This window comes from Trichocoleus sp. FACHB-40 (assembly GCF_014695915.1).
In the GTDB taxonomy this organism is placed as follows: Bacteria; Cyanobacteriota; Cyanobacteriia; order Cyanobacteriales; family FACHB-T130; genus Funiculus; species Funiculus sociatus.
In genome coordinates, this window is record NZ_JACJPF010000057.1 from 1 (window position 1) to 16,598 (window position 16,598).

Below are 16,598 nucleotides of genomic sequence, written 5' to 3' on the forward strand. Positions count from 1 at the left end.
ATCATCGACGTGACAAAACAAAGCTTCTAAACTAAGCATGGGCGGGTAGATACTTGAGAACTCAGCACTTTCAGCGTATCTGCTCCGCCCTTTTTTATCCCGAACTCACGTTATCTTAGGCTTGCAGGGTAGCCTAATTGTTTTTAGAGGATAATGTAATGCCAGTAGTACATAGTCAGATTCTTCATCAGATAGATATTAAAAAAATTAAGAATATTTCTAATGTATCTATTGACTTTGAAGGCTCTCCCTTGATATCTCTCATGGGAGTAAACGGTAGTGGTAAATCAACAATACTTCATGCACTAGCCTGCGTATATAAACCTATAAATAAAGACCATGATAATTATAAGTTTCCTATGTTTTTTCCGCCAACTAATCACTTCGATTGGTCTGGCTCAGACTTTTCAATAACTCACAGTTACGGGGATGGCAAGAATAATCACAAGAAAGTTTTAATGCAATACCAAAAAAAGGATAGATGGGTGATCTATGAAAGAAGACCTGAAAGATACGTTAAGTTTCTAGGTATAAAAACCTGCGTTCCGGTAATTGAAACCGAAAAAAAGGTCTAAAAATTAAATATATTACAACAACACAAACTACTTCAGTAGATAAACTAATTCGAGATAAAGCTGGATATGTTCTAAATAAAAACTACGATAGTTTACACGTACATGAGTATCGTAACCGAACTATTCTAGGTGTTAAATCTGGTGCAACCCAATATTCCGCACTCACTATGGGAGCAGGTGAACAAAGAGTGTTCGCAATCCTCGATACAGTTTTTAGGTCTCCAGAAAACTATAGCTTAATTTTAATAGACGAAATTGACTTACTCATGCACCCTGATGCTCTCGAAAGATTAATTAATGTACTTTTTGAGCGAGCCAAAGACAAGAATCATCAAATAATATTTACTTCTCATAATACTGAATTATTTGGACTTAAAGATAAAGTGCAATTGAGACATATTCATCAAACGAAAACCCGTACAGTTTGTATGCCAAATACAACTCCAGATATTACTCGTCGTATGACTGGCAAGGCAGTTAGATCGCTTGAAGTGTATGTTGAAGATGCTCTTGCAGAAGCAATAGTAAGACATATTGCAAGCTCACTTGGAATTTCTAAAGACGTACGGATTAATAAGTATGGTGCAGCCATAAATGTATTTACTGTTTCTGGCGGGCTTGCTCTTTCTAGTCAATCAATTAGTAATTCATTATTTGTACTAGACGGGGATGTGTATGTCACCTCTGAAGAAAAGAAAAAACAAATAGAAGGGGTGGTGACTGGACATGGTTCAACAATAGAGGGAATAAGAGAGCAAGTATTAGAAAGTATGAAACAGTTTAATCTTGATCAGAATATGAAGCCTGAGGAATTTATCTTCAAATTAATAAATGAATTGACAGAGCAAGCTAATCCAGAAAATGAAGAAATTAGGAGTATAGCATCTGATATTATTAATGCTGGCAATCATCACAATTTAGTTAAGCTACTCACTGAGCAGCTTGGATTTAATGAAGAAATTGCTTTAAATCGCCTCATTCAAGTTGCATCCCAATCTCATAGCTGGCAAGAGTTTTCTGCTCCAGTCTATGATTGGTTAGAAGCCAAAAAAACAGAATTACATTTAGGGGTGTGAATATCTGGATTCTATTGACAAAATCTCTCGGAGAAGCCCTACCAGTAAGGAGTGGGCGGGATGCCCACCCCTTAGATGTTGCTACAAAGTTGAGATTATCTCGTCTTGATTGTTCAATCAGGCTTCTTCTCGGAGTTTATCCAACACGCCACGATCCTCTAGCGTAGAGGTGTCGCCAGAGACTTCTTGACCAGAAGCGAGATTTCGCAACAAGCGCCGCATAATCTTACCCGAACGAGTTTTGGGTAAGGAGTCGGTGAAGCGAATTTCGCCAGGACGCGCGATCGCGCCGATCTCAGCTACAACGTGTTTTTTGAGTTCTTTACTCAGTTCCTCGCTGGCACTATACGTACCCTCTAAAGTAACAAAAGCTACTACCTCTTCCCCTTTGAGTTCATCCGGCTTACCCACTACCGCAGCTTCAGCAACGGCAGGATGAGAAACTAAAGCGGATTCCACTTCCATTGTACCTAAGCGGTGTCCAGATACATTCAGCACATCGTCTACTCGTCCCATTACCCAGAAGTAACCATCCTCATCGCGTCTGGCACCATCTCCAGCAAAGTAGACATACTGCCCATCTTTCGGGGGAATGTGTTCCCAGTAGGTGCGACGAAAGCGATCGGGGTCGCCGTAGACGGTTCGCATCATCCCAGGCCAAGGATGCTTAACTACTAGATAGCCGCCTTCGTTGTTGGGGACTGTGTTGCCTTCCAAATCCACGACATCAGCGAGGATTCCAGGGAAGGGAAGGGTAGCAGAACCAGGCTTAGTGGAAATTGCCCCTGGTAGCGGCGTAATCATAATGCCAGCCGTCTCAGTTTGCCACCAGGTATCAACAATCGGACACTTTTCGCCACCAATAACGCGGTGATACCACATCCACGCTTCCGGGTTAATCGGTTCTCCGACAGTTCCCAGCAATCGCAGAGAAGAGAGATTTCTGGCGTTGGGTAACTCTTCGCCCATCTTGATGAAAGCGCGGATTGCAGTCGGTGCGGTATAAAAAACGTTGACACCGTGCTTTTCAATCACATCCCAAAAACAGCCGGGATTTGAGGCACGCGGCGCACCTTCGTACATTACGGTGGTGGCACCGTTGGACAAGGGGCCATAGACAATGTAGCTGTGTCCGGTAATCCAGCCTACGTCAGCGGTACACCAATAGACATCGGTATCTTGAAGGTCGAAGATCCACTTGGTGGTCATGTGGGTGTAGAGGTTATAACCAGCAGTGGTATGCACAACGCCTTTTGGCTTGCCTGTGCTGCCGCTGGTATAGAGGATGAACAGCATATCTTCGCTATCCATCGGTTCGGCAGGGCAATCGGCTGAGACAGTTGGCTGCATCTCATGCCACCAATGGTCGCGTCCCCCGGTCTGCATATAAATTTCTTGTCCGGTGCGTTTGACAACTAGGACGTTTTGCACACTGGGGACAGCGCCATCGGCTAAAGCTTTATCGACTTGCTCCTTGAGGGGAACGATCGCATCTTTGCGCCAACCGCCGTCAGCAGTAATCACCACCTTGGCTTGTCCGTCGATTAAGCGATCGCGCAAAGCTTCGGCACTGAAACCGCCAAAAACGACGCTGTGGGCTGCACCAATTCTGGCACAAGCTAACATAGCGATCGCGGCTTCCGGAATCATCGGCATATAAATCCCGACGCGATCGCCTTTTTCCACCCCTAACTGTTTCAAAGCATTGGCAAATTGACAAACTTCCCGATGCAACTGGGCATAAGTTAAAGTGCGCGAGTCTCCCGGTTCCCCTTCCCAAATTAAAGCGGCTTTGTTCTTGCGCCAAGTAGTTAAATGCCTATCCAAGCAGTTGTAGGAAATATTTGTTTTTCCCCCAACAAACCACTTGGCGAAAGGCGGTTGCCAATCCAGCACCGTATCCCACTTCTGGAACCAGTGCAACTCTTGATCTGCTAATTCCGCCCAAAACTTCTGGGGATCGGCTTTAGCGCGATTATAAAGTTGCTGATATTCCTCCAGGCTTTTAATATGTGCCTTTTGTGAAAATTCAGCAGGCGGATTGAATAGGCGTTTTTCTTGCAGGATTGATTCTATCGTTGGCTGTGACATAGTTTTCGCAGTTACTTCTCCAAACCATTCTGAACGCCGATTCGCCCAAAAGTGTTTTTAGTTTCGTTAAGCCCGACGACTAAAGTCAGGGGCGAACAAACGAAGCTTGCCTGGGCGGACTACAATAAAGCTTTGCGGCTTCAGTTATAGGTTGGGTTTTCTTCCTCCGCAGGTTTGTATTGTTAGTTATAAGTAAACTGTATTGCGCCTGCGCGGACTACACTTATGAGATATTACCAGAAGTGAACCTGATTGATTTTGAGCTTGCAATTCAGTTTGTACAAGTTCTGAAAGCTATTTGCAAATTACAGAATGTTCAGTTGCAAACAGCATAGATAATATTTGGAAGTGATTCCTTCGCCTCAAACTTCTTCCTAAACACTCTTTTTCACCAGCTATTTCAAGATATCGGCATTACCCATTCTTGAGTTGTACCATCAGGCATAGTTGCCCCTTGAAGCTGTGTTCTCAACATATCTGACGGGTGAAGTTTTGCTCCTTTTAAGTTCGCCCCACTAAAGGAAGCATCACACAAGTTTGCTCCACACAAATCAGCTTGGGCTAAGTTAGCTCCCCGAAGACAAGCATCACACAAATTTGCTTTGCGGAGATCGGCTTGAGTTAAGTTTGCACCTTCAAGGGATGCTTGATAGAAGTTTGCGCCACGCAGATCCGCAGCAATTAAGTCGGCTGCATCTAATTTAGCACTATGCAGTCTTGCTCCTCTGAGGTTAACTCTACTCAGATTTGCATATTTCAAGTTAACTCCTTCTAAGCATAGATCGCTTAACTTTGCGTCCGCTAAGTTAACTCCGGTAAAATCCCTTTCTCCAGCTTCATATCGCCTCACAAGTTCTTCAGCGTCTATAGCTGTAACTCTATTTTTTTTTGAAGAAGGGTTGTCAGTTTCCGGATTTATATCGGATGCACCATTCGAGGTATTTTCCCGACTAATTACTTGCGTTTCTATCAATTCCGGCGATTGATATTCTATTCCTTCTTGACTTAATTCGGGGGAACTTTCAGTTTCCGAATTTATAGGAAAATTTTCAGTTTCCGGATTTATATCGGATGCACCATCCGAGCTATTTTCCAGATTAATTAATCGCGTTTCTATCAACTCCGGCGATTGATGTTCTATCTCTGTTTGGTTTAATTCGGTGGTATTTTGAGTTTCTGTATTTATATCAGATGCGCCATTGCGAATATTTTTCCAATTAATTAGTTGCGTTTCTATCAACTCCGGTGGTAGATTTTCACTAGCTGTAACTGGACTGTTTTCTGGTAAAGAGTTGGAATCCGAATTAATTACTAGCGTTTGTGGGGAAGGCGGTAGTTGATTGAGTTTCTGATGCAGCTTTGCGATTCTTTGGGATAGTTGCACGTTAGCGTTGCTTAACGAAGTTATCGCATCCCGCAAACTTTCCTGCTGTTGTACCTGATTCTGCTCGTTAAACTGCTGAGTTAAAGTTTCCAATTGCTCTTTCATCGGTGCAATGGATTGCTCTAGAAAATCGAGCTGCGGTTGTAGATTCTGCATTGCCAAAACTAAATGCTCTATACCCTCAGTTGGCTGTGGATTTTGGGAATTTTGATTCAGATTTTGCATCGCGGTTTTTAATTCCTCAACCTGCTTCTCTATAAAGTCTTTTATTTTTGAAACTCTGGCGAGACTTTGGCGAGTCAGCCGATCTAACCGATAACGGTTATATATATTCAGTCCCATTAATGGAATCAGCGGTATAGCAGCCCAGATAATTTCATCAAAAATTAACGCTATGAATGAGACAATTACAAAAACTACCAACAATCCCAATTCGACATTCTCTAGTAGATTGCGTTTGTGCCTTTTCTGGCTAGGAGCCGATAATAAGAAGTCCCTGATATTCATGTTCAGCTTAGTTGAGGGTATCTATCGGAAAGCAGCGCCAAAGATGCTAAAGAACGAAAAAGCGATTTGTATAATATGAAATTCTACCTCAATATGGATGGCGACACCTCTGACACACGGACTGTATTAATTAATGCAAATGGTACTATTCAATTTGAGATACGATATCACTTTGAAGCGTCGCCGTCAGATTTTGCTGCCAGCTTAGGGCAAATTTACCAGAATTACGGAGGGAAGTACAAGCGATCGCATCCCCCGCAACATCAGCCAAAACTTGCTAGACGCGATCGCTTTGCACAGTATTTCCGCTTCTTTAACCGATGAACAGCTTAAGCGCAACATGAAAGAAATCTCCTAGAATCTCAGCCTGTCTTCGGCTAATACTTAGTTTGCCATTGATAACTCCTGAAGTAAAATCTAAAGCTCCAAAAATACTTACTAAATCGAATTCTTTGAGGTTACGCGCTTCCATTAAATGTTTGAGAGCCGATTGAGGAGTTGAGTAGATAAGGCGGATGCGATCGCTCAGTCGTACTCGCAAACGTGAAGATGCGATCGCGCTCCACAACATTAACCAAGATCGTCCAAGTCAATATTTAACTCGCGCAGTTTCGCCGCCAGTCGTTCAGCACGCTCCTCGGCTAACCTAGCTCGTTCTTGGGCGACGGTGGCTTCTTGTTGAGCGGCGGCGGCTTCTTGTTGAGCGGCGGCGGCTTCTTGTTGAGCGGCTGCATTTTCCTCTTCGGGAGTAGGAATCATCTCTCCCGACTGTGTAAACCACCGTAACCAAATGCGGTTAACACCTTTATAAGTACCTTGCCACAAGCCAAAACTTAGCCCCAGTTCTGGAACCGGATACAGTCCCTCTTCATGTGGTGTCATAGGTTCATAATGACCGCCAACCAAGTGAAACGGTTGCAACTCATTCGTGTAGCGACTGAAAATAATGTAATAAGGAACGCGCAGAATTTGCTCGTAAACTTGCCATTTAGTCGGCGGTTTCCCTGGCTGTTGCACAGTCCGACCTAAATCTTCATCTTCTGTACTGGGGGACAATAACTCTACTATTACAAATGGGCTAACCAGTTCTTGCCATAATACATAACTCATTCGCAGGTCAAAACCTTCGTAGAGTCGGGAAACTCCTACAACGGCAAACCAATCTGGGCGTTTGTACCAGTTGGTGTGGTTAAGATTGTAGTAAATGTGTAAATCTGTAGCAGTTAATATCTCGTCAAAGTCATAGTTAGATGGCTTGAAGGTATCATCTAAAATGTCTGGCTGATAACCGTGATACTGATCTGGCAAACGCTCTTCCTCTGGATCTTCGCTTGGTAGATCGTACATCGTCGGCAATGTTTGCCGAGGCGAAAGGGGTGGATCTATTTGAGGGATTTGACGAGTGGTGTTAGTCACGACCAATATTTAATGCGTATATAGTACAGGATATCAAGCAGGATTAGAGCGGGTTATGAATCTCTACCTCGGCTTAGACTTCGGCACTTCTGGCGCACGGGCTATAGTAATTGACGCGGATGGTAATATCCATGCTGAGGCGCAATATCCTTTTGCAGCGGCGGCTGATTTAGCTGCAAGTTGGGAGAACGCTTTGTTTTCCCTGATTTCGCAAATTCCTGTAGAACTACGAAGGGAAATAAAAGCGATCGCGCTCAACGGAACTTCTTCTACTGTAATGTTATGCGATCACGCTGGCAATCCTGTTGTTGAACCTATCCTCTACAACGATGCGCGGGGGGTGGAAATGATGGATAATTTGCAGAAAATTGCCCCACCTAATCACACAGTATTAAGCGCTACTTCCAGCCTGGCAAAACTTCTCTGGTATCTAAAGGCGCTCCCACCTGAGAAAGGGGAAAATAAGAAAAATTATTTCCTGCATCAGGCGGATTGGTTGGCGTTTTTGTTGCATGGAAAAATAGGAATAAGCGATTATCACAATGCTTTGAAATTGGGTTACGATGTCGAAATTTTGTGCTATCCTGAATGGCTGGAAAATCTGCAATTACCAGTTGATCTTCCCAAAGTTCTTGCCCCTGGTACACCTGTTGCTGAAATAAAATCTGAGATTTCTGCTAACTTTGAATTTCCGAAAGATTGCGTTGTATGTGCTGGCACAACTGATAGTATTGCGGCGTTTCTCGCCAGTGGTGCTAAGTCTCCCGGTGAAGCTAGTACCTCGCTAGGTTCTACTCTGGTGCTGAAGTTGTTGAGTAACACTCGTGTTGATGATGCGCGATATGGAATTTACAGTCATCGACTAGGGAATTTGTGGTTAGTTGGCGGTGCGTCTAATACTGGTGGTGCGGTACTGCGAAAATTTTTTACTGATGCGGAGTTGGAAAGTCTTAGCTGTCAGATTGATGCAGAGAAAGAAAGTTTACTTGATTATTATCCGTTATTAAAAGAGGGCGATCGCTTCCCTATTAATGACCCCCATTTACCACCAAAACTAGAACCGCGTCCAGATAATCCAGTAGAATTTCTGCATGGTTTGTTGGAAAGTATTGCCCGAATTGAAGCACGAGGTTATCAATTATTACAACAGTTGGGTAGCACGCAGTTGAGTGGAGTTTATACCGCTGGGGGTGGTGCGAAAAATTCTGTTTGGACTGCAATTCGTGCGCGCTATCTTCAGGTGCCGATTGTTACACCAATTCATGCTGAAGCTGCTTATGGTAGTGCGCTTTTGGCTAGAGGTATAAATAGGAACAGCCCAGGCGCGGAGGAATGAACCGCGTTGGCGGATGTATATTTATAGCGTTTCTCGGTTGGGTGGAATATATCGCGGTTGTTTTGTTTCCGCCACCTTGGTAGGGACATGGCATTGCCATGTCCCTACAGATGTATCGCACCCAACCCTTGAATTGCTATAGCTACTCGACTCTTTGCAGTTTGGCAATTTTGGGATCGATGATTTTTTGCCCGACGCTTGGAAATTTAATTGCTACAGAGATTTTGTTTCCTTGTCCGAAAATGTGGGTGATGTTACCAACGCCAAAGGCTGAGTGAAGAACGCGATCGCCTACTTTCCAATTATGATTACCATTGGTTGTCGGCGTTTGGGATTTTGCCGGGGCGGTGGTGCGATTAACTTTCGTTATTCCACTTAGTAATTCTTTGGGTAACTCTTTGAGAAATTGCGAACTAACAGCAGGTTCGCGGGAACCCCATAGGCGACGTTCGCTGGCATGGGTGAGATACAATCTTTCTTGAGCGCGGGTGATGCCGACATAACACAAACGCCGTTCTTCTTCTAGTTGCGCTGGGTCGTTTAAGGTGCGCGTATGGGGTAGTAATCCCTGTTCCATTCCTACTAAAAACACTACTGGGAATTCTAGACCTTTGGCAGAGTGCAATGTCATCATGGAAAGGCGCGATTCTCCTTCTTTCAAATCATCTAAGTCAGAAGATAAGGAAGCATTTTGGAGGAAACTTTCTAATTTTGTGTCTTCATTTTCTTGTTCAAATTGTTGCACCGCGTTGAAAAGTTCTTGGACGTTTTCTAGTCGGTTTTGCGCTTCATCGGTGCCTTGGGTTTTCAAATCCTGAATATAACCAGAATCTTCCATTATTCCCTGAACAATTTCCGATGCTGGTAGGATTTCTAGTTGGTTCTGCCAGTGGCAAATCATTTCGACAAAACGTGCGATCGCTTTGGCAGCACGTCCAGCTAATGTGTTAACTGAAGTCTCATCCTTGAGGATTTCCCACATCGACACGCCTAACTCTTGGGAAACGCCCGCGATCGCATCTAATGTAGCTTTGCCTATCCCACGTCGTGGTGTATTAATCACTCGCTGCAAACTAACTGTATCCGCAGGATTGACAATTAGACGCAAATATGCAACCGCATCTTTAATTTCTTTCCGGTCGTAGAACTTCAAACCCCCGACTATTGTATAAGGTACACCGCCGCGCACCAAGCATTCTTCAAAAGCGCGAGATTGAGCGTTGGTGCGATAAAGTATGGCAAAGCTACCCCAATTTAATTCGGGATTTTGGTGTTCTAGATGGCGAATTTGAGTGACGACAAATTCGGCTTCGGCAATTTCATTGTCGCCTTTGTAACAAAAAATAAGTTCGCCAGCGCCGCGTGTTGCTTTTAACACTTTGTCAATGCGCTGAGTATTATTTTCAATCAACTGATTAGCCGCTTGCAGAATATTTTCTCTGGAACGATAGTTTTCTTCCAGTTTTACCATTGTTCGGGTGTCGTCATCTGGCAAACCGTCGCCAAAGTTATCCTGAAATTCCAACAAAATTGTGAAATCTGCCATGCGGAAACTATAAATGGATTGATCCGCATCACCAACTACAAAAACCGAGCGATCGCGCCAACTCCATTCGCTTTTTTCCGTTTTTCCATCTGTTACTAACAAGCGAATCAAATCGTACTGAATTCGGTTGGTATCTTGATATTCATCTACTAGAATATGATGAAACTTGCGGTGCCAGTAACCTAAGACTTGCTCGTTTTGCTCAAACAATTTGACTGGAACCATAATCAAATCGTCAAAGTCTAGGGCGTTATTTTCTGCAAGTTTATCTTGGTAGAGACTGTAAACTTGAGCAATCGTCCGTCCGCGAAAATTCGGTTGCTCGGCGGCAAACTCTTGAGGAGAAAATCCCTGATTTTTGGCGTTGCTGATGGTATAGCGCACCGAACGCGGTTCAAACTTTTTCTCATCCAAGTTTAGTTGTTTGGTGACAATCTCTTTTACCAAACTTTGAGAATCAGAATCGTCGAAAATGGAAAAATTTCGCGTCCACTTGCGTCCTTTCTCATCCTGATATTTCTCAATATCAAAGCGGAGAATCCGGGAAAAAAGACTGTGAAAGGTGCCAATCCACAAATCTTTGATGTAAAGTTTGTAAACACGCGATCGCAACCGGGTTTGTTCATCCGCAGGTAACGCTGACAACGGCTTACCGTATTGCTTCTCCGCTAACTGCGCGGCGAACAGCTTTTCCATCCGTTCCTTCATTTCCCGTGCGGCTTTATTGGTAAAAGTCACCGCCAGGATATTTTCCGGATCTACCCCGTGCTGCAAAATTAGATTAGCAATTCGATAAGTTAGCGCTCGTGTTTTGCCGCTCCCTGCGCCAGCAACGACAAGCAAGGGGCCTTCGTAATGTTCGACGGCGAGGCGTTGACTGGGGTTGAGGTGGCTAAGGAAGTTAGTAGTGGTAGTCATAGTTAGACTGGAGGGATGCGATCGCAAGTGCGCCTTTTCAGCATACGGGTAGAGTCGCTATTGGCAAGGCTACACTATGGTATCTAAACTCGGTTAAGAACGATTTACTTTTCTAGTTTGTCGGGGTGCAATAGGCTCTACACACCAAAATAGCAATCTTGTCGGCACTAAACTTGTAGCAGTGGAGGAGGGAAGTGTAATGGTCGAAAATTTTAATCAGCCTAGACCCGATGATTCAGGCATAGCTCCCAAAAAGATTCTTGTGGTTGATGACGATCCTGCTATTCGGAATTTAGTTTATCGCTTTTTAGGTCAGCAAAATTATTTAATGGAGTCCGCTGGAGACGGTAAGACGGCTTTGGCAAGGTTTGAACAATTCCAACCCGATTTGGTGATTCTAGATGTAATTTTGCCTGACATTATCGGCTATGAGGTTTGTCAGCAAATGAAAAAAAGCCGCACGGGTACTCTTGTCATGCTGCTGACCGGACTGGCGGATGTAGAACACCAAGTTACAGGATTAGAGTGGGCTGATGCCTATGTTACCAAGCCTTTCCATCTGCGACTACTGGAAAAACAAGTGCAGGCTCTTTTGCGTTTCCTCCAGCCTCCAGTCCATCCGGAGGAACGGAAGCGTTTCGTGTTTGAGAAGTTGGTGATTGACCCGGTGAGCCGTGAGGTAACGTTTGACAATCAAATTGTATCGTTAACCGCCTTGGAATTTGACCTGCTGCATTTTTTAGCGAAGCATTCCAAACAGGCTTTGAGTCGCAAGGATCTGATTAGAGACGTTTGGGGTCATGAATTTGTCGCAGATGAACGGGTTGTTGACGTTCATATCGGTCAAATTCGCCGGAAGCTGGAACCGAATATTAGTAAGCCGATATTTATTCATACCGTCCGGGGTTTTGGCTACAAGTTTGAGCCTCCTAGCCCCACTCAGAATAAAAATGTTCAATTAATGGGATAAGCAGGCGCGATCGCTTCTCACTGATATTGTGGTGACAGAGAGTGCGATCGCTCAAGAGAAAAACTTCTTAGCTTTTCAGATTATCCTTCTGGTGGCATCACTACTCGTTGTGCCAAACCCAGCTTTTTCAGGATTGTAATCGCCCACCAAGTCATGTCGATTTCCCACCACTGCCATCCTGCCTTCGCCACATTCGGATAAGCATGGTGATTATTGTGCCATCCTTCGCCGTAGGTAAGCAATGCTGCCCACCAAAGATTACGGGAATTGTCCTCAGAGGTGAATGTGCGGTAGCCTGTCATGTGGGTTGCCGAATTAATCAACCAAGTGCTGTGCCACAGTAAAACTGCTCGCACAAATATGCCATAAATTACAAACGACCAACCGCCAAGCAGGTAAAGTAAAAGTCCTAACGGCAGCTGAAGCAGCAAAAAGTTCTTATTCAGCCAACGGTAAAAGGGATCGCGATCTAAATCTGGAGCTAAGCGCTTGTAAGATTCATAGTCGAAAGTTTCTCCCTGCGGGTAAAACAACCACAGCATATGACTCCACCAAAATCCTCGTCGCGCAGAGTAAGGATCTTTATCCACATCCTCGGTGTGTAGGTGGTGCATCCGGTGTCCACCTACCCAAAAGATCGGCCCGCCTTGCAGTGCTAACGATCCGATGAAAGTAATTACATACTCCAGAGGTTTTGGCACCTGCAAGCTGCGGTGCGTTAGCAATCGGTGATAACCCAAACAAATGCCAATACTCCCAAACAGCCAGTGTAAAAAAATCGCTACGCCCAGCGCCGACCAGGAAAAGAACCAAGGTGCTAATAATGCCAGTGCATGAAATGCACCGAAGAAGGCCACATTTATCCAAGACAGGGTGCCATATTCACCCCTGTTGGGAGCCGTTTCCGTATTAGAAGTCATGAAAATCCTCAAAGGTGACTAACATCCATCAGCACCATTGAGTACAGCGCTGATTTCTGATTTGCTCTCTTCACTGGCTGTACACTTGCCGGTTTAGCAAGGTACAGTGGAAAGAAGAGATGCAAGTGCTACTTACATTACTTTAACAACTTTTTGCAGTTTGTGCAAGTAACGCTTGCATTGTATTTATGTCAACTCCGCGAAATCCCACCCGGCAACGTTTAATCGATGCCGCATTAAAGCTATTTGCCGCCCAAGGCGTGACCGAAACGACTACCAAACAGATTGCAGAATTAGCAGATGTCAATGAAGTCACCCTGTTTCGTCACTTTGGCAATAAACACGGCTTGCTGTTAGCCGTAATTCAAGAAGCTGCGGTATTTGCCCAGTTAGGTCAAACGCTGGTGCAGCAGGCGAATCAAGCCAGTAGCCTAGAACAAGCTCTCAAAGAGTATGCCGATGCTTGCTTGCAGGCGCTAGAACGAGTGCCAGAAATGGTACGTTCGGTCGTGGGTGAAGCCGGACAGTACCCAGCCGAGAACCGCGAGGCATTGGGACGCGGCTTTACCCAAGCTAATCGCTATGTGGCGGAATACCTCCAAGCCGTTATTGATGGCGGGCAATTGCAGGCGCACCTACCCGCCGAAAAACTTGCCAGTTTGCTCAATGGTATGTTGTTAGGATATGCCGTGATTGAATTCACCAGCGAATTTCACGATCTTTGGCAAGACAGGGAGGATTTCTTAAAAAATCTTGTGACTCTGTTTCTTCAGGGTGCAGTTGCGCCGAACCCGGTGACTCTTTCTCATGCAATTCAACTGGCATCTTTAGCAACCAATAAGATTGCAGATTTGCCTGCCCAACTGGTTCATAGTATTCTGCAAAAGGCTAAAAAGCAGGGTTTGCAGGAGTATGCTTTAGTTTACGTGCTGTTTGGTGCCGGATTGACTCCAGCAGAGATTGCTCAGTTAGAGCGATCGCATTATATTAGCGATCGCGATCAACAGTTTTTACAAATTACTAAAGGGTTGATTCGCCAAGTTCCCGTCAATCAGTGGATTATGGGGAAGCGCTATGGAACGTATCAGAAAAATCCGCTAACACAATGGTTGAGAAGTCGCAAAGATACACACTCTGCCTTGTTTATCAATGCCGCCCAACAGCCTTTAACTGAAGCAGAAATTCGCCACCTGTGGCAGGAATTAACAACTGACTTGATTGCACCAGAAGGGCGATCGCCCACTATTGAGCAAGTCCAACAAACCTGGTGCGTCGAAATGTTAATGCGGGGAATGAATTTAGAAGATATGCAAATTCTGACAGGTTGGGAAAATCGCCAGCTTGAGCCTTATATCCAAAAAGCTAAAGAGAAAGCAGCTTTAGAACAAGCAATTCGCTTAGATCAAAAAACTTAATTAGTTGGAATATCTTGTATAGATGTTGTCTGACATAATTTTCACTCAAAACCATACCAAAATTAAGCGTTTTTTCAGTAAGGCTCCCCAACGCCTGTTACTTGCTCATAAAATACATTATAAACAAGTACCTGTGCAGAATAAATTACACAACTTTGCATTGCCAGATAAGGCTTTTAATAGCATTTGATGTGTAATTAATTTCGGTTCTTCAGCACTTAGTATGCTAAATACATAGCCCAATAAGAAAAAGAGAGATAACTTTAGTGTATCTAATAGGGTATCAATCCCGATGGGTATTGACACATGAGGCGCATTTAGTATTGGCTATAGACAAAAGAAAAGAGCTGTTGGGATGCATTTACAGTTATGACCAGAAAAAAGGAAATCAAACTTCTAACGGAGCTTCTGAATATAGAGGGAATAAAAGTAATTTCGCAGCGCCAGCATGAAGGGATTGGGATAATTTTACAGCTTGAGCCAATCGAAAGAGAAAGTGTTTGTCCTCGTTGTGGAACAAAAAGTCATAGAGTTCATCAAAATCATCGATATATAGTTAAAGATTTACCTTGGGGAGAAAAGCCAGTATTTTTAGAAATTAACAGGCGACAATTCAAATGTGAAAAATGTCGAAAGCCGTTTAGTGAAGACTTAGATTTTATCAGAAGAAGAAGGATTTACACAAAACTGCTAGCAAGTCTTATCCTACAAGAAGTACTAGAGAACGATATCCACAGTGTCGCGAAAAAAAGAGTAGTGACAACAGAAGAGATAGAAAGGATGTTAAAAGATGCAGCATCAGAACTATTAGGAGCAAAACCCACCGATTTGAAGAGATTAGGAATTGATGAAATAGCGCTAATCAAAGGAAAAGGAAATTACTGTGCAGTATTAATAGACTTAGATAAGTCTAAATTAATCGGTATTTTACCAGTCAGGACACAATCAGAAATTAGTCAAGTAATGAGCGAATGGGGTACAGAGGTCTTAGAGAACATAGAAGAAGTAAGTATAGATTTATGGAAAGGTTACAAAAATTTAGTACTAAAACTAATGCCGAATGCTCAAGTAGTCGCAGATAGATTCCATGTGATGATACAAATAAATAAGGAGTTAGATATCGAAAGGAAGCGAGAGAAAAGAAAAACAGAAGATTTGATTAAAACAGCAAAAACCTCAGAAGACAAAGCAGAAAATGAGCAAATATTAGAGGGGTTAAACAAAAGTAAATATGCCTTACTAAAGAACGAGGAAGACCTGAGTGAAGAGCAAAAAAATAAACTTATCCAGGTTAAAGAGGTATCTGCTGAACTGAAAATAAGGCATGAATTAAAAGAGGAAATCCGCAAAGTTTTTGAGCAGAGTGATAATTGGTTAATGGGATTATTAAGGCTAGGGATATGGCTATCAAGGGCGAAAAAATATTTTCCCGACAGTCGGAACACTATTATCCGTTGGTTGGATGAAATTATTGCTTACTTTGACAACCGAACTACGAGTGGTGTTGTTGAGGGTATCAACAATAAGCTCAAGTTGATTAAACGCTCTGCTTATGGGTTTAGAAATTTTGAAAATTACCGAATTAGATGCTTGCTTACTTGGCATTTTAATTATTGAACTAGCATACTAAGTACTGAAGAGCCTTAATTTCTGATATCTACTTATCTTGCGCTTATTTATTTTTCTGCGACCTAAATCTTTACGTGATGTTCTCGCTCTGATGTACCCCTTGTCAACTATCCCCACCTGAATCCTTACACCTTGCCTACCCTACGTTACTTCTGTACTGTAATGCTGGCGTGACGGATTAATTATTCCTGTCTACCTGCAATCCTAAGCTGATTTAAGCTTTTTTCTGTATCTCGTCAATCCATAAATCGACTCTTTTTCTCCCTGTCTTAACAAAATGAGTTCCTACAGACGGCTCAATTCGTTTTTCAACATCTGAGAAAGTCTCATCTACGAAATACCGTTCAAGAGTCCACCACTTATCAAAAACCTCCAAGCTAATACAAGATTGCTCTAAAATTTTTTTATACAGATCGGTCGGTAAATATTCAGACATCAAATTTGCTATAAACAGCAGTTTAACTTCAATAATGTCATCTTCCGTATCGCCAGCCCGATGATAATTCCAAAATACAGTTTCAGATAAAATATCTACCAAATCCGGATCTAGGTCTAGATTAGCTAGTTTTTCTTTAAAAGCTACAGTCGGTTTGATGGCATAGTATGCAGGTATCAATATCATTCTGCTTTTCTCCTTATTGAAAATTTTTATATCAATTATAAGTTTCACTTAACTCATACTGAAAAAACTGACTTTCCTCAAACTTTTTTTGTGCGCTCCCCCCATAACCTTTTATACATTGCTGAGCGAAATCTTAATAGTTTGCATAGAATTAAAATTGAATGGCTAGACGCAATTCATATTCATAAACACC

General features: G+C 43.2%; 14 protein-coding genes. 7 read left to right on the forward strand and 7 right to left on the reverse strand.

What is annotated here, in order from left to right; genetic code table 11:
* Nucleotides 1-158: 158 nt before the first annotated feature.
* Both H6F63_RS12990 and H6F63_RS29380 read left to right on the forward strand, forming a co-directional pair.
* Nucleotides 159-575 (forward strand): AAA family ATPase, encoded by a 417-nt coding sequence (locus tag H6F63_RS12990; protein WP_190637937.1) that lies wholly within the window; start codon nt 159-161, stop codon nt 573-575.
* Between the two features lie 47 nt (nt 576-622).
* Nucleotides 623-1,651 (forward strand): AAA family ATPase, encoded by a 1,029-nt coding sequence (locus H6F63_RS29380; protein WP_347276794.1) that lies wholly within the window; start codon nt 623-625, stop codon nt 1,649-1,651.
* A 117-nt stretch (nt 1,652-1,768) separates the two neighbouring features.
* Here the strand turns inward: H6F63_RS29380 and acs are convergent, their stop codons facing one another.
* The gene (gene acs, locus H6F63_RS13000; RefSeq protein ID WP_190637939.1) at nt 1,769-3,742 is read right to left on the reverse strand and encodes an acetate--CoA ligase; all 1,974 of its coding nucleotides are present in this window, start codon (nt 3,740-3,742) and stop codon (nt 1,769-1,771) included.
* Between the two features lie 400 nt (nt 3,743-4,142).
* Entirely contained in the window at nt 4,143-5,633 is a 1,491-nt protein-coding gene (locus H6F63_RS29385) for a pentapeptide repeat-containing protein (protein ID WP_242019737.1), read from the reverse strand.
* 75 nt (nt 5,634-5,708) lie between these two features.
* On the opposite strand from H6F63_RS29385, the gene H6F63_RS13010 reads away from it, so the two are divergent.
* Nucleotides 5,709-5,957: a hypothetical protein gene (locus H6F63_RS13010; RefSeq protein WP_190637941.1), complete on the forward strand. Its 249-nt coding sequence runs from the start codon at nt 5,709-5,711 to the stop codon at nt 5,955-5,957.
* Here H6F63_RS13010 and H6F63_RS13015 read toward each other — a convergent pair.
* Both H6F63_RS13015 and H6F63_RS13020 read right to left on the reverse strand, forming a co-directional pair.
* Nucleotides 5,947-6,204 carry a hypothetical protein gene (locus tag H6F63_RS13015; RefSeq protein WP_190637942.1) on the reverse strand — a complete coding sequence of 86 codons (258 nt, stop codon included), beginning with the start codon at nt 6,202-6,204 and terminating at the stop codon, nt 5,947-5,949. The two genes, H6F63_RS13010 and H6F63_RS13015, sit on opposite strands and share 11 nt — an antisense overlap.
* A complete protein-coding gene (locus H6F63_RS13020) occupies nt 6,204-6,980 on the reverse strand; it encodes a Uma2 family endonuclease (RefSeq protein ID WP_190638007.1) in 777 nt (258 codons plus the stop codon). Before H6F63_RS13020 ends, H6F63_RS13015 begins: the two co-directional genes overlap by 1 nt.
* 124 nt (nt 6,981-7,104) lie before the next feature.
* Between H6F63_RS13020 and H6F63_RS13025 the strand changes: the two genes are divergently transcribed.
* A complete protein-coding gene (locus H6F63_RS13025; RefSeq protein WP_190637944.1) occupies nt 7,105-8,385 on the forward strand; it encodes an FGGY-family carbohydrate kinase in 1,281 nt (426 codons plus the stop codon).
* Nucleotides 8,386-8,527: 142 nt separating this feature from the next.
* On the opposite strand, the gene pcrA is transcribed toward H6F63_RS13025, so the two are convergent.
* Entirely contained in the window at nt 8,528-10,849 is a 2,322-nt protein-coding gene (pcrA, locus tag H6F63_RS13030) for a DNA helicase PcrA (RefSeq protein ID WP_190637945.1), read from the reverse strand.
* A 241-nt stretch (nt 10,850-11,090) separates the two neighbouring features.
* On the opposite strand from pcrA, the gene H6F63_RS13035 reads away from it, so the two are divergent.
* Nucleotides 11,091-11,819, forward strand: coding sequence for a winged helix-turn-helix domain-containing protein (locus H6F63_RS13035; protein ID WP_190420314.1), 729 nt, complete (start codon nt 11,091-11,093; stop codon nt 11,817-11,819).
* Nucleotides 11,820-11,899: 80 nt separating this feature from the next.
* Here the strand turns inward: H6F63_RS13035 and H6F63_RS13040 are convergent, their stop codons facing one another.
* Nucleotides 11,900-12,739, reverse strand: a complete 840-nt coding sequence (locus H6F63_RS13040) for a fatty acid desaturase (RefSeq protein ID WP_190637947.1) — start codon at nt 12,737-12,739, stop codon at nt 11,900-11,902.
* A gap of 188 nt (nt 12,740-12,927) precedes the next feature.
* Here H6F63_RS13040 and H6F63_RS13045 point away from each other — a divergent pair, with 188 nt between their 5' ends.
* Both H6F63_RS13045 and H6F63_RS13050 read left to right on the forward strand, forming a co-directional pair.
* Nucleotides 12,928-14,154, forward strand: a complete 1,227-nt coding sequence (locus tag H6F63_RS13045; protein WP_190637949.1) for a TetR family transcriptional regulator — start codon at nt 12,928-12,930, stop codon at nt 14,152-14,154.
* Nucleotides 14,155-14,541: 387 nt separating this feature from the next.
* Nucleotides 14,542-15,771, forward strand: coding sequence for an ISL3 family transposase (locus tag H6F63_RS13050; protein ID WP_190638008.1), 1,230 nt, complete (start codon nt 14,542-14,544; stop codon nt 15,769-15,771).
* A gap of 226 nt (nt 15,772-15,997) precedes the next feature.
* Here the strand turns inward: H6F63_RS13050 and H6F63_RS13055 are convergent, their stop codons facing one another.
* The gene (locus H6F63_RS13055) at nt 15,998-16,405 is read right to left on the reverse strand and encodes a hypothetical protein (RefSeq protein WP_190637951.1); all 408 of its coding nucleotides are present in this window, start codon (nt 16,403-16,405) and stop codon (nt 15,998-16,000) included.
* Between the last annotated feature and the right edge of the window lie 193 nt (nt 16,406-16,598).